Below are 14,101 nucleotides of genomic sequence, written 5' to 3' on the forward strand. Positions count from 1 at the left end.
TCATCTCTCCCGGAATTTGTTGACTATTCGAATAATTTTACATTATAAGCATCCAGCGCGCTATTCGGCATGAAGAATCTTGCTGTCATGAGCGGATCGACAATCTGTGAGATTTGCGATTGGCCGATGGCACTGCACAGCATCGTCAGCTCGCCCAAGGACAGCTCCATGTGGGGAAGCAGCGCATCGATCATGACTTCTACAGCCTTACGCGCCGCTTCATCGAGCGTAGGCTTGGATACGATCGAAGCTATCCCTTCTTTATTTTGCACAAAAGGATACGGGATGCTTGTCCCCTTGATGACTTCGAGCGTTACCGTTACACGAGCGGAAACTTCGATGCCGGAAACGCCGACTTCGCCATCCCCCATCGCTGCATGCAGATCGCCGAGGCCAAACAGCGCCCCTTCATGGAAAACGGGAAGATAGAGCGTCGCTCCGGTGGTGATCAGCTTCGTGTCCATATTGCCGCCATGCGCACCGGGAGTGCCGCAGGAAATAGGCTCACCTGCCGGGGCAACGCCGATCACTCCGATCATGGGAGTCAGAGGAATGTGCAGCTTGTCATTAAATAGCGCCTTGCCGTTTTCTATGGGGATGATTTTGATTTGAAAGGCATCGATACGGTGCCCCATGACGCCAAGTCCAGGCCCTACAGCCATAACGCCTTGCTTGCCCAATTCAATTTCGTTGATATGTACTTTGAGGATATCACCAGGCATAGCGCCTTCGACATAGATCGCTCCCGAGGCCGGATTGATCTGGTTCCAGTCGATGGATTGGAACGTAGCTTGTTCCGATTGAATCTGATCCTTAAAGCAATCGAAGGTATGGATGACAACACAGGAATTGGATGGAACGCGCAAAGCTTGCGAATTATCTTTGCTAAATGAGTAGAAAAATTGCTCGTTGGATACAGAAAACACTATGTACAGCCTCCTTCAAGTTTTTCTTTTATATAGTTAATCAAATAAGCGGAAGCATCAGCTTATTTCTATCGTATAACGGAAAACGATAGGGAGCAGTTTGCAGCCGTTTGTCGAAAATAGAATGCCTCCCGCCAGCTCGGCACCTCACGGTTTCTTTTGAGCTCACATGTTGAATAACGACAAACCGCTGGCCGCAAATATTCACCTCTCTTTTTATGGTTAATTATAGCAAGTTTCTACTCAAATAGAAGAAATCACACAAAAATAGGATGCAGAAGTACACAACACAAGCTTATTACCAAGGCTTCTCCATAATAGAGCTTGAATACATCGCCTATGTCCTGTTGGTTCCGCATGAGCCGATCCAATACATCCTTTTGATCTGCACGATCAGAAATGGCGCTGACCATATAGCTTCTCGTCCATATCGTATGGTCGATCCAAACCTTCTGCATATCGACTTATGCGATCAAGACGCGGCGAATTTTATGGCTTTAAACTTGATTAACAACATTACGAGACCGAGGAATAGCTTCCTCGGTCTTCTTTGTTTCGGAATTATGGAGACTACTTTCAGGAACTCCTGCACGGCGCTCAAGAATTACAATATTTCGATATACCCTTCTGTTCCATGCACACGAATTCGTTGTCCATCTTTGATCAGCTGGGTAGCGTTCTCCACTCCTACAACTGCAGGCAAGCCATATTCACGCGCGATAACGGCTCCGTGGGTCATCAGTCCGCCAACCTCGGTGACGAGGCCTTTGATAGATACAAACAATGGTGTCCAGCTAGGATCCGTAAAGGCGGTGACTAATATATCTCCATCTTCTAGATCAGCATCTTCCATGTTCAAGATGACACGTGCACGCCCCTCTATAACACCTGAAGAAACTGGCAGACCTACAATAGCATTCGCGGGAAGATTATCTCGTTTGTACTTCCCTACAATGATTTCGCCATCAGACGTGATAACACGTGGTGGGGTTAGTTTTTCATAATGGTTGTACTCGTCTTTTCGTTTAATAATGATTTGGTAGTCCAGTTTATTGGTGCGTACGACTTCGTGAAGTTCTTCAAGAGCGAGATAGAAGATATCTTCCTTTTCATGAATAATGCCCGCTTGTACGAGTTGTTCAGCTTCTTTAAGTAAAGCCTGCTTATACACGAAGTAGCGATTAATCAAGCTGTACTTTGGATATTCTCGAAACCCGCTGAAATTCCGGATGAGATTGATCATTCGTTTTGTTTCTTTGGCTTTTTGTTCGCCATCCGGCAATTGCTTTAATCGCTCTAATAACTCTTCTTCTTTCTTCAAAGCTTCTTGTTGCCCTTGCTCAAACTTCTGCTTGCTCGCATTAGGCTCAAAGTTTTTGATATTGCCGAGAATCAGGGGGACAAGCGTAGTTGGTTTCTCACTCCAACGCGTTCTAGTTATATCGATTTCTCCGGCACAGCGCATTCCGTATTTGACGAGATAAGCATCGATAGCGTCTCGGGTTTCCTGCCCACCTTCTAACTTAAGCAGTTCATCCAAGAAATGATCCTCTTTTACATGTTCTAAATAATCTACGACTTCTGGATAAGGACGGAGCACATCTGCGACATCCAATAGCGCCAGACCCATTTCCGAAGTAATATTGCCCGGTACAGATTGAGAAAGGGTATCTGCAGCGTGTTTTTCACCTAACCACTCGTTCATGTTGTCATTGATCCATGCTGCAGCATCCATTGCAACCAGAATCACATCTATAATTTGCGCATCAAAAACAATCTTCTTTAATTGCTCGAGATCTTCGTAAATAAAATCAAACAAATCCGATCCTGAATTCGTTTGGATATTGTGTTTCAACGCTTCGAGCGATTCTTGATTACGCTTAATTGAATCAGGAACGATTGACGGATTGTTTTCAATTTCACGCATTTTATCTGCGGTGCTTTTATACGGATTTGGTGCTGTGGTATCAACTGGCAGCATCTTTATAAAATCTCGCTCCAGAACGGTCATCAGTGCATCTTTGATAAGCGGATCGGATTTTCCCAGGTAATGTAATACATGATCTCTGCTAGCGAGCATAGGTGTCACATCAATAAACAACCTGCCACCAGCTTTACTCATGGGTGCTGTAGTGGTTAACTGGAAAAAAGACAATCCCAGCGGTTTCATAGGATCGGTCATCATTTGTTGGTGACCGACAGATACATAAACGCGATTTTCCTGATCATTCGCTTCCGGAATCGGATATAACGTCGTGATTGGCCGACTCTGAACTATATAAAAGGTATCATCAACCAGACACCATTCGATATCTTGCGGGCAACCAAAATAGGCTTCGATCTGCCTTCCGATGCGTGCTAGTTGTAAAATTTGTTTCTCAGTCAGGGTTTGAGCCTCTTGCAGCTTAGGATTGATCTGTTGTGTCTCTGTTCCGCCTTCTTTTCGTCCATAGACCGCCAATTTTTTGGCCGCGATCCTCTTATCGATGATCTCCCCTTCCTTTACTTGATAACAATCGGCAGAGACCAGGCCAGAGACCAGTGCTTCTCCAAGTCCAAAACTCGCATCGATCGATATCACCTTGCGGTTGGAAGAGATCGGATCGGCGGTAAATAAAATCCCCGAAGCTTGTGGGAACACCATCCTTTGAACGATAACGGCTAAATAAACGTGACTGTGGTCGAACCCATTTTGCATGCGGTAAATGACTGCGCGATCCGTAAATAGAGAGGCCCAACATTTGCTGATATGCTGCAGGATGGCTTCTTTGCCGATAATATTTAAATAAGTGTCTTGTTGGCCAGCAAAAGAGGCATGTGGCAAATCTTCAGCAGTCGCACTAGAACGCACGGCATAAGCATGTTCCTCGCCAAACTGGGAGAGATATTGCGTTACTGCTTCCGCAACATCAGAAGGAATTTCCGCTTCCAAAATGATTTCTCGAATCTTCCTGCTGATTTCACCAATTTGATCTCGATCCTCAATGTTTAGCATCGTCAGTCGATTGAGCAAAGCATGATACATTTCGTTTTGCTCGATTGCTTTTTGATATCCCCGTGTTGTCACACAAAAGCCTTCTGGTACTTGGATTCCCTCAATTCTTGATAACTCCCCTACATTCAATCCTTTTCCGCCAACGAGCAATAGCTGTGTATTTTTCATTTCCTGAAAACCGAGAACGAAAGAACTCATACCCTATCTCCCCTATCCATTCATTTTAGAATCAGCTCGGTACAACTGACCACATGCCGCATTAATGTCTGCTCCGAATTGAGTTCGGACCGTAACGTTCACACCGTACATTTTCAACGTCCGCACGAACGTTTCGATCCTCTCTGGATCAGATGGCAAGTAGCTCTGAGGCGTTACTTCTGTTGAATTGTAGGGAATGAGGTTCACGTGGTAGAGATGTTCCCAAGCTCCCCTTCCCCTCAACAGCGCAGCAACCGCTTTCGCATGCTCCGCCGAGTCGTTGAACCCTCGAAGTAAAATATATGCGATATACACCTTTCTTCCCGTATGTCGGATGTGGCGATCCAATGAATTGAGCACATCGCGGAGCGGAAACCGCTTATTGATCGGCATCAGTTCACTCCGTTGCTCGTCGAAAGGCGAATGCATCGAGAAGGTTAGATTGACCTGTGGAAACTCCCGCGTCAACCTATCGATTCCTGGCAACAGGCCGATTGTCGAAATCGTAATTCTTCGATGTCCTAGACCGAAGAGATTTGGATTGGTCAAAATCGCCAGCGCATCGAATAGTTGCGGGTTGGCGAGCGCCTCCCCCATGCCCATGAAGGACACACTGTCCAAGGCGTGGCCGTTCAAGTGAAAGTGAAGCAATTGGTCGGTAATTTCGTCGGCGGTTAGATTGCGTTTCAGCCCGATGGTACCCGTGGCGCAAAAGCGGCACCCAAACCCGCAGCCGCACTGCGTGGAAATACAATACGATTTCCATCCTCGTTTATAGGAAAGTCTTACGGCCTCTACGCGTTCGCCTCCATCAATGGCAAACAACACCTTGCTGACCTGCTGTGATGTGAGTTCTTTTACTGGAATAACGCTGGAGACGTTCGGACCAAGCGTCCGGGTCAACGCTTCCCGCAAAAATGTAGGCAGTATGGTGATCCGTTCGTATTCAGCAATTTTCTGTTTGAAAATAGCGTCGATAATTTGCCCATACCGGTATGCAGGCTGCTTGAAGTCGGACAGGATCTGTCCAATCGTTTCATATTTGGAGGTTGGTTTCATGTGTTCTCCTTACCGCCGGAGAAAATGCAAAAAAGCAACCGTCAATCTGGAGCTTTCATGCGTCATTCACCAACTACGCAGAAAAAATCACGATGAGTTTATGGACATCATCGCTACGTGCATCTGTCGATAGATTGGTATACCTCCGGCAACAGATCTATTTTTTTGTGAACCGGGTCAGCCGGTAGGAACCGGTTCACATTATCATCTACAACCTCAACCTCAATGTTCATTGTTTTCATCCTCCTAGGGTGTGTTATATGTTCAGTTCCACCATTTTAGTTGCGATATGTTTGCAAAACTCGCTGTCATGCTCCACAAAAAGGATTGTTGGTGAATGCTCCAGCAGCAGTTCTTCGATTTGCATCCTGGAAATGACGTCGATAAAATTAAGCGGTTCGTCCCAAATATGCAAATGAGCCTGTTCGCAGAGGCTTTTCGCAATCAGTACCTTCTTCTTCTGACCGCCGCTATAAGAAGCAATGTCCTTTTCAAATTGCAAGCGCGAAAAATCGAGTTTTCTCAAAATCGCTTTGAACAAGCTTTCGTCAATTTCACTGGATTTAGCGAATTCCGACAAATTTCCTTGCAACTGCGAGGTATCTTGTGAAACATAGGAAATTTTCAACTGGCTCCCTTTTCGAAACACGCCGGAATAAGGAATATCCTCGCCACAAATCAATTTGAGCAAACTGGATTTGCCTGAGCCGTTCGGACCGGAGAGCACGATTCTGTCCCCTTGCTCGATAGTAAAGCTGATATCGCTGCACACGTTCTTTTCTCCATAATGAATCGAAACGCGATCAAGCTCGACCAATTGGTGTTTATGATAAGTCATCTGCGATATTTTCAGGCTTTCCGAGCTATCGACGTTTCTCAGAAGCTGTGATCTTTCCTCGATCGCAGAGTGCTGTCTTTGCTCGATCGATTTGGATCGCTTCATCATTTTAGCGGCCTTGTGGCCGATGTATCCTTTGTCGACCTTGGAGCCAGAGTTGCGGGTGCCGTTTTTCGTTTTTTCTACTTCGTGCGACCAGTTGCTCGTTCGCTTGGCCGCTTCGGATAGCCTCTTAATGTCTTTCCTCAGCTTTTCGTTCTCAGCCAGTTCGAAATTATCCTGTCTTTGTTTGTTCTCCCACCAGTCTGAGAAATTTCCGTTCTGAATTTCGATATTGGTCTTATTGATCGAAATGATATGATCTACACAATTATCGAGAAACGCCCTATCGTGTGACACCAACATAAAGCCGCTCTTCCCGTTCAAATAATCACTTACCAGCTTCCGAGCATGCAGATCTAGATGGTTGGTCGGCTCGTCGATAAGCAAAAAACTGTTCTCCTTCAAAAACAGAACCGCCAGCATAACCTTCGTCTGTTCTCCGTTGGACAACGAGTCGAACGGTCGATATAACACATCTTCTGACAACTTCAGCAGTGAAAACTCGCGCATGAGCTGCCAGTGCTCGTAGTCGGGATAGATGTCAGCTACCACATCGAATGTATACTTTTCCTTGTGTTCGACATGGAACGGGAAATACTCGAAGCTGACGTTAGAGGAAATCGTTCCGCTGTATTCATACTTGCCGAGTAGCAGATTGAGAAACGTAGTCTTGCCCCGGCCGTTCCTCCCCGTAAAGCCCAATTTCCAGTTGGTATCGATTTGTAAACTTACATGCTCAAAAATGTTGTCGTAACTGCCGTCATAGGCAAACGTCAGGTTCGTTACCTTGATCAATGACATTCCAGAAACCTCCTTGGTTCACAAATAAAAAAGAGCTGCAAGAAAGTTGACCTTTCTTACAGCTCAAAAAAATAAAACAAATCCAACCCTACACAGAGTCAGATAAGGATATATTTTGAGTGAAAAGAATAAGGTAACTTTCTTGCCAATAAAGAATAAAACAGCACAAATAGAACTTGTTTTATCCTTTAAACGTTAGCAAGAAATTCTACATTATCCTCTTCAACTCCTATCGTAAGTGTTAGCGCAATATTAACATACCAGATATTTCATTGCAATAAGAAGTGGCAGCATTTAACCTTTATGAGTCATGAGTAATTAGCCCCCATCCACTTCGGTGTTACATTTTCATTTGTAATTTTAATATTCACGTAAAAGACGTGTTTCGGATGATTTTAGTCTCTTTTTGGTCTTGAATGAAGCACATACCGATTAATTGGTCGCCCTACGCCTCCATAATTAACCTCTAGATAAACATATCCTGTCTTTGACAAATATTCGAGGTATCTTCTTGCTGTCACTCTCGCAATCCCAACCCCTTCGGCTGTTTCTTCTGCGGATAGCTTCCCACCTTTATCAGCCATGACTGCAAGCACTTGTTTAAGTGTTACTGGATTTAATCCCTTCGGCAGTTCTTCCGTAGATATAAACATTTCAGCAGGTGATGATGATTCGATAATGTTCTTGTCTCGGATTACACTCTGCCCTAAACTCTGCTCTAATAGAGAAGATCCATCGTTCACAGTGCTATCCGTTCGGATCTCATCTCCCATTTGTAGAATGCGATCAAGCTGCTCTTGGGTAACTGTATGATCGTCGGTTAACGTCTCGTATCGATCACGATAACGTTCCAATGTCCGTCTAACCCGCTCTAATTTAAATGGCTTGATAATATAATCTACTGCACCGTTTCTCATCATCGCTCGTAATGTTTCCGTCTCTTTAGCAGCCGTAACTACGATCACATCTACTGGTAGATTACGCGCTCTAATTTCCTTCAGCGTACTAATTCCATCAAATGAAGGCATAAACACATCCAGAAAGATTAGATCCGGCTTCAGTTCTTCAATCATCCGCAAGCCATCCTGACCGTTGCCTGCCGTCCCAATAACTTTATAACCATTCACCCGTTCGATGAACATGCGGTTCACTTCCTGAACCATTGGATCATCTTCAATCAGCAATACCTGCACGATATGCTTACATTGCTCCTGCATCTCTTATCGCCTCCTTCATCGGAAAAACGATTTCCATTGATGTTCCGAGTCCTGGGGAGGATTCACACCGAAGCAGCCCTTTACCTTTTGCAATAATCCCACTTATCAGAAATAGGCCTATCCCTCGATGCTCTCCATTTTTGGTCGAGAAGCTGCGTTCCAGCATTCTTGCCTTCGTGTCTTCTGTCATACCGCAGCCATTATCCTCTACTAAGATCGTTAAATAATCTTCATCTTGTCCAATGTACAGATACACTGCCTTCTGATCAACCTTGATATTGGAAAGTGCGTCAAATGCATTTTCAATCAAATTCCCTACCAGAAGCACGATATCTCGTCGATCAAGCGAATCTGGAAATTGACGCAAACCGCAGTTCGGATCGATGATCACATCTATATCAAGCTCATGACCTCGACTGATCTTACCAAGCAGTAAGCCTGCAACTCCATCATCCTCAAAATGCTCCTGCATAAATCTTGTTGTCTCTTCATGTTGATCAGATACCTCAAACAAATATCTTAATGCTTCTTCATGTTTTCCAAGCTGCAGAAGCCCCGCAACGGTATGCATTTTATTCATATGTTCATGATTTTGGGCTCGCAAGGCATTCACAAATTCTCGCACACCTGTCAGTTCTTCTGCCATATGCGTAACCTCCGTGCGGTCTTGAAAAATCGCTATGGCTCCCTGTGTAACCCCCTGCTCGATTATGGGTATTCGATTGCTCCAAATGAGCGTATCGCCAATCAGCAATTCGTGGTTCAGGAGCGGCATCTTTACCTTAAGTACTTCAGGCAAGCGAGAATCTGGAATCACATCCCAAATGTTCAGCCCAATAACATCCTTGGACACGCCAAAAATGCGCTTAGCCCGTTCATTGAAAATCGTGATTCGCTCCTTGCTGTCGATGGCGATTACTCCTTCATGCATAGCTTGGAATGCAGCCGTATGTTCACGAAACATCGTGGCAATTTCATGCGGCTCTAGATTATACATCTCTTTCTTGATATGTTTCGCAAGCATCGCTGAGCCCATCATTCCAAACGAAAGCGCTAATATAATCATTACCATAACCGATCTGAGTTGCTCGGGGAAAATATCCTTCATTGTTGGCAGAAGTCCCCCTGCCATTACAACGCCAACCTGCTCATGCTTCGCGTTCATGATTGGCACAAATGCCCGCAAGCCAACACCTGCTTCACCTTTTACTTTGGAAACATACATATGCTCAGCAAAAGCTGCATCCGCATCGTCCCCACTAAAATACGTTCCTATTCGATCCGATAGAGGATGTGATAAGCGCTTGCGATTCATATCCAGCACGACGATATAATCAACCTCATTCAGCATGCGAATTTTGTCAGCAACGGGAGCAATATGCTCGGCTCCATTCTGCTCATTGATATATTCTGCCACTCCCGGTAGATTAGCAACAATTTGGGCAGTCGTAATAAGCCGTTGACGTAAGCCTTCTTCTTTGACGCTAGTCAAGCTTCCTAGCAAGACTTCTACAGCAATTAGGAGGGAGAACAGAACCAAACCGAATGAAAGTAAAATGATTTTCCAATAGATTCCTATTCGGTTCAAGTCTATTGCCCTCCTTTTCGAAATATTTACCTTTATCTGCTATTGTGCAATAATAAGTCTAATTTAGCAACTGGGAGGAGACAAATTTGAAAGCGATTGCAAGCATTGGAATGTTCATTATTATTGGATTGTTAGCTGCATATCTAGTCGGATATCAGCCAAACTTGAATGAGCATCTCTATCAGGATGATGAACAAACTGGACTTAAGCAACGGATCGTCATCAAATTCAGTCATGTAGTTGCTGAGAACACACCAAAGGGCCTCGCTGCAGCTGAATTCGCTGATCTTGTAAAGAAGAAATCAAAGGATCGCATCGAGATACAAGTGTTCCCAAATGGCATGCTGTATGGTGAGAACAATGAAGTTGCTGCACTTCAGCGTGGTGATATTCAAATGATAGCCCCATCCTTCTCAACCATGAGCGAGATCGATCCAGCATGGCTAGTCATGGATCTGCCATTTGCTTTCAAAGATCAGAATGAGGTTGAAAGCAAGCTGAATGGTCCGCTTGGAGACAAGCTATTCCAAACGCTTAGACCGTATGGCATGATGGGAGTCGCCTTCTGGTCCAATGGCTTTAAACAAGTGACGAACAATGTACGGCCTATTCTGGGGCCTCAAGATTTCAAAGGTCTAAAGTTTCGCATACAGCCAAGTCCATTAATTGAACGGCATATTAAGAACTGGGGAGGGAAGACAAGTGTTATTCCTTTTAACGACGCCTATCGCAATCTAGCCGACGGCTCAGTAGATGGACAGGAAAATACGATATCGAATATCGTAAGCAAACGCCTCTACCAAGTACAGAAATATATGACGATTAGCAATCATGGTTATTTGGGCTATGCCGTTATTTTCAACAAATCCTTCTGGGATAGCCTGCCTTCTGATGTGCAACAGCTGCTCATCGAAGCAATGGATGAAACAACAGAGCAGGCAAATAAGAAAGCAGCTAGAAATGAGTCTCATATGAACGAGATTCATACGAACCAGAATTTACAGATTTCCATCTTAACGAAAGAGCAAACAGCGGAATGGAGGATAGCCTCAAAGGAGCTTTATAAAGATTTCGCATTGAAAATCGGGGCTGATATAATGAGCGAAATCTCTGGGCCTTAAAGACCAAAAAGAACAATATGACCATATGCTTGTCACCTTCTCCCCTCTCTCTTACACTTAAGCACATCTAATAAAAGCGCTTACAATGGTGAAAGCGAGGGGTATGAACATGAAGTTAAAAAAAATCATGAAAAACATGACCGTTCAAGTATTATTCGCGATTCTTCTTGGGGTTCTCTTCGGACAATTTTTCCCTAAATATGCCGTTGAACTGAAGGTGCTTGGAGACATCTTTATCAAGCTTATCAAGATGGTAATTGCACCAATCATCTTCTTCACCGTAGTACATGGAATCGCAAGCATGGGCGATATGAAAAAGGTCGGACGCATCGGTGGTAAGGCATTATTGTACTTTGAGATTGTAACAACCATAGCACTTACAATTGGCCTACTTGTAGTAAATATAGTTAAGCCAGGCTCTGGAATCGATATTTCAAAGGCTACAGGTGACGTTGCACAATATGCGGAGAAAGCGCATGATAATAGTGTAATGGGCTTCATCATGAACATCGTGCCTGATAATGTTATCGGGGCTTTTGCTAGCGGTGAGCTTCTTCCGGTATTGTTATTTGCTGTCCTGTTTGGTTTTGCTCTAACCGCTATTGGTGAAAAGGGGCAAGCCATCATTTCTTTATTTGATAAGCTCTCACACGTATTTTTTGGTATCGTTAATATCATTATGAAGCTTTCACCAATTGCCGCTTTTGGTGCAATGTCATATACGATTGGCAAATTTGGCCTTGGCTCGTTGTTCACACTTGGCAAGCTGATGGGTTCTGTTTATTTGACCATGTTCCTATTTATTATCGTCGTACTCGGATTCATCGCCAAAGTATTCGGATTCAACATCTTCAAGTTTATCTCTTACATTAAAGAAGAAATCTTACTGGTGCTTGGTACCTCTTCTTCCGAATCGGCCCTTCCGCGAATGATGTCAAAGCTCGAGGCATATGGTGCTTCCAAATCCGTCGTGGGACTTGTTATTCCAACAGGATACTCATTCAACCTGGACGGTACATCGATTTATCTGTCAATGGCTGCGCTATTTGTCGCTCAGGTATCTGGTGTTGATCTAAGCATCTGGCAGCAAATTACCCTTCTGCTCGTATTGATGCTAACTTCCAAAGGTGCTGCCGGGGTTACAGGATCAGGATTTATTACACTAGCAGCAACATTAGCTGCTTTCCCATCCATTCCGATCGCAGGCATGGCCCTACTGCTGGGTGTTGACCGTTTCATGTCCGAAGCTCGCGCAATTACGAATTTGATCGGTAACGGTGTAGCAACCGTTGTTATCGCCAAGATGGAGAATGAATTTGATCCGAATCGATTAGAAGCTGATGAATCTACTGTAAAGAGCGGCAGCGGCAACATTGCCTATAATTAAGACTCTCAGAAAGTGATTTGCGATTATTTATAATTGTAAAAAAGGATGAGTTTAGATCCATTAATAAATGTTGATCTTGCTCATCCTTTTTGTTAATATGCTGCTGTTTTAGAATGGTGACGAGGCCTTTGTATAGATACAAACAATGGTTTCCAGCTAGGATCCGTATAGGCTGTGACTTCCATCTTCTAGATCAGCATCTCCCATCGATCTCTCCGGTACATCGCATTCCATATTTATTGAGAAAAGCATAGATCGCGTCTTGGGTCTTCTGTCCACCCTTCAACTGAATCAGTCCATCATTAAAGTAAACCATAATATTATTATGTAAACTATAATGGACTTCCGGATAAGGGCGGATTACATCTGTGACATCCAACAGCTCCATACCCATTTCCGAAGTAATATTATTAGATACTGAACCCCTGCTGACGCCTTCCCTTCATTGCTTTTACACTCCAACTTGATTGATTCAACTTTGCTCAGTTATTCTGTCCGAACCCTGTCATGTCAGAAAGCGATTCGGAGTATTTTGATAGTAGCCCCCACGATAGATATGATAAGGAGGTTCATAATGCTAAGGAAGAGTATCCATTCAAGTAGAAGGTCTGCTGTAATTGTAGGGTTGTTATTCATAGTCGGGTTGGTTGCAGGGATATGTAGTGTAGTTCCTGTTATTGATGGAGCAGACTACCTGGTCAACGCTTCTAAAAATGAAGGTCAGGTACTGATAGGAGCGTTTTCTCAATTATTAATGGTTGCTGCCTATGTTGGGATTCCGATTTTGCTGTATCCGATGTTAAGCAAGCATAATAAAGGTCTTGCTCTAGGCTCTGTTGGCTTTGGCATCATTTCAGGTGTGTTCATTATGATTGGTGTTATCATTCTTCTGCTGTTACTGTCAGTAAGTCAAGAATTTGCAAAAGTTGATGCTCTGAATGTATCCTATTTCCACACCTTGGGTGAATTGTTGCGGGATGGTCGGGATTTGGTGAACCATGTAGCAACAACACTGGCATTTGTTTTAGCAATGTTCTTGTTTACCTGCATTTTTGTCCAAACCAAAATCGTTCCCCGTTGGTTATCAGTTTCAGGTCTGATTGGCTCAACACTATCTATATTGGCAAGCCTGTTATTTATGATTCGCTTCATCGGTCTGGACTCAACCTATATGATATTGAACGTGCCGATTGCTGTTCAACAATTGGTATTGGCTATATGGCTGATCATGAAAGGATTCAATCGGCCGGAATAGTTTCTGTTGTCAGCAGAAAATAAAGTATTAGACTGGATGTCTATGATCTAGGCGACTTTTCAAACTGTTATAACGTCAGACTCCATATAATAAGTTTTAGACTGACCCTAGAAAATAAAACAACACAGGCCAAGGATAAGAAAATAAAGTCCTAGACTGTCGCTGTTTCATTGAACTAACGTTCCCAGTTAACGTAATAACTTAAGACTTACTCCTTAGAAAATCGTCTGTCAAAACACCGCTGAACCCCCAATTTTCTTCATCAATTTCTTGAATAACAATATGGGTATGTTCAGGTTTCTTGCCAAGTACATTGACAAGGGTCTGAGTAAATTCTTTAACGATTTGCGCCTTTTGCTCCCTACTAGCACCCTTCGTTATTTGGAGATTTATATGCGGCATTGTGGCCCCTCCTTACACAATATATTTGGACTACTTAATTATATACGGTAAATAAGTGGAAAAAGTTTTAAATTCACCACGCTAATCTGCCCGTTAGAATTCCTGTAATACGAATAATTGGGTGGTTGAACAAAAACGAGCGCCTCGGTACGATGGGGTTGTGCACGAGGTCATTGCCTCAATAATCCCATCCAGGAGGTCGCTCTACTATG

General features: G+C 43.8%; 10 protein-coding genes and 2 pseudogenes. 3 read left to right on the forward strand and 9 right to left on the reverse strand.

What is annotated here, in order from left to right; genetic code table 11:
* Positions 1-23 precede the first annotated feature (23 nt).
* The 7 genes and pseudogenes from RQP50_RS16975 to RQP50_RS17005 all read right to left on the reverse strand — a co-directional run bounded on the left by RQP50_RS16975 (position 24) and on the right by RQP50_RS17005 (position 9,724).
* On the reverse strand, positions 24-926 hold the full coding sequence (locus tag RQP50_RS16975) for an acetamidase/formamidase family protein (protein ID WP_315746139.1): 903 nt from the start codon (positions 924-926) through the stop codon (positions 24-26).
* A 260-nt stretch (positions 927-1,186) separates the two neighbouring features.
* Positions 1,187-1,390: pseudogene (locus RQP50_RS16980) on the reverse strand (glycosyltransferase); the annotation flags it as partial.
* Between the two features lie 140 nt (positions 1,391-1,530).
* Positions 1,531-4,119 (reverse strand): phosphoenolpyruvate synthase, encoded by a 2,589-nt coding sequence (gene ppsA, locus RQP50_RS16985; RefSeq protein WP_315746140.1) that lies wholly within the window; start codon positions 4,117-4,119, stop codon positions 1,531-1,533.
* 12 nt (positions 4,120-4,131) lie between these two features.
* Positions 4,132-5,178 carry a Cfr family 23S rRNA (adenine(2503)-C(8))-methyltransferase gene (locus tag RQP50_RS16990; RefSeq protein WP_315746141.1) on the reverse strand — a complete coding sequence of 349 codons (1,047 nt, stop codon included), beginning with the start codon at positions 5,176-5,178 and terminating at the stop codon, positions 4,132-4,134.
* Between the two features lie 256 nt (positions 5,179-5,434).
* Positions 5,435-6,919 carry an Lsa family ABC-F type ribosomal protection protein gene (locus tag RQP50_RS16995; RefSeq protein ID WP_315746142.1) on the reverse strand — a complete coding sequence of 495 codons (1,485 nt, stop codon included), beginning with the start codon at positions 6,917-6,919 and terminating at the stop codon, positions 5,435-5,437.
* A gap of 395 nt (positions 6,920-7,314) precedes the next feature.
* Positions 7,315-8,136 carry a response regulator gene (locus RQP50_RS17000; protein ID WP_315746143.1) on the reverse strand — a complete coding sequence of 274 codons (822 nt, stop codon included), beginning with the start codon at positions 8,134-8,136 and terminating at the stop codon, positions 7,315-7,317.
* Positions 8,120-9,724, reverse strand: coding sequence for a sensor histidine kinase (locus RQP50_RS17005; protein ID WP_315746144.1), 1,605 nt, complete (start codon positions 9,722-9,724; stop codon positions 8,120-8,122). The genes RQP50_RS17000 and RQP50_RS17005 overlap by 17 nt, the downstream gene beginning before the upstream one ends.
* 86 nt (positions 9,725-9,810) lie before the next feature.
* Here RQP50_RS17005 and RQP50_RS17010 point away from each other — a divergent pair, with 86 nt between their 5' ends.
* Both RQP50_RS17010 and RQP50_RS17015 read left to right on the forward strand, forming a co-directional pair.
* Entirely contained in the window at positions 9,811-10,845 is a 1,035-nt protein-coding gene (locus tag RQP50_RS17010; RefSeq protein ID WP_315746145.1) for a DctP family TRAP transporter solute-binding subunit, read from the forward strand.
* 109 nt (positions 10,846-10,954) lie between these two features.
* The gene (locus tag RQP50_RS17015; RefSeq protein ID WP_072729299.1) at positions 10,955-12,232 is read left to right on the forward strand and encodes a dicarboxylate/amino acid:cation symporter; all 1,278 of its coding nucleotides are present in this window, start codon (positions 10,955-10,957) and stop codon (positions 12,230-12,232) included.
* 205 nt (positions 12,233-12,437) lie between these two features.
* Here the strand turns inward: RQP50_RS17015 and RQP50_RS17020 are convergent.
* Positions 12,438-12,653: pseudogene (locus tag RQP50_RS17020) on the reverse strand (hypothetical protein); the annotation flags it as partial.
* A gap of 153 nt (positions 12,654-12,806) precedes the next feature.
* Here RQP50_RS17020 and RQP50_RS17025 point away from each other — a divergent pair.
* Entirely contained in the window at positions 12,807-13,487 is a 681-nt protein-coding gene (locus RQP50_RS17025) for a DUF4386 domain-containing protein (RefSeq protein ID WP_072729297.1), read from the forward strand.
* Positions 13,488-13,688: 201 nt separating this feature from the next.
* Here the strand turns inward: RQP50_RS17025 and RQP50_RS17030 are convergent, their stop codons facing one another.
* Positions 13,689-13,889 (reverse strand): tautomerase family protein, encoded by a 201-nt coding sequence (locus RQP50_RS17030; RefSeq protein ID WP_072729296.1) that lies wholly within the window; start codon positions 13,887-13,889, stop codon positions 13,689-13,691.
* Between the last annotated feature and the right edge of the window lie 212 nt (positions 13,890-14,101).

Origin of the sequence: Paenibacillus suaedae (genome assembly GCF_032337355.1) — a bacterium.
In the GTDB taxonomy this organism is placed as follows: Bacteria; Bacillota; Bacilli; order Paenibacillales; family Paenibacillaceae; genus Paenibacillus_B; species Paenibacillus_B suaedae.

Bases quoted from the DNA above. Each gene is read 5' to 3' on its own strand.
- ppsA (WP_315746140.1), bottom strand. From the start codon at position 4,119: ATGAGTTCTTTCGTTCTCGGTTTTCAGGAAATGAAAAATACACAGCTA.
- RQP50_RS16990 (WP_315746141.1), bottom strand. From the start codon at position 5,178: ATGAAACCAACCTCCAAATATGAAACGATTGGACAGATCCTGTCCGAC.
- RQP50_RS16995 (WP_315746142.1), bottom strand. From the start codon at position 6,919: ATGTCATTGATCAAGGTAACGAACCTGACGTTTGCCTATGACGGCAGT.
- RQP50_RS17000 (WP_315746143.1), bottom strand. From the start codon at position 8,136: ATGCAGGAGCAATGTAAGCATATCGTGCAGGTATTGCTGATTGAAGAT.
- RQP50_RS17015 (WP_072729299.1), top strand. From the start codon at position 10,955: ATGAAGTTAAAAAAAATCATGAAAAACATGACCGTTCAAGTATTATTC.
- RQP50_RS17025 (WP_072729297.1), top strand. From the start codon at position 12,807: ATGCTAAGGAAGAGTATCCATTCAAGTAGAAGGTCTGCTGTAATTGTA.
- RQP50_RS17030 (WP_072729296.1), bottom strand. From the start codon at position 13,889: ATGCCGCATATAAATCTCCAAATAACGAAGGGTGCTAGTAGGGAGCAA.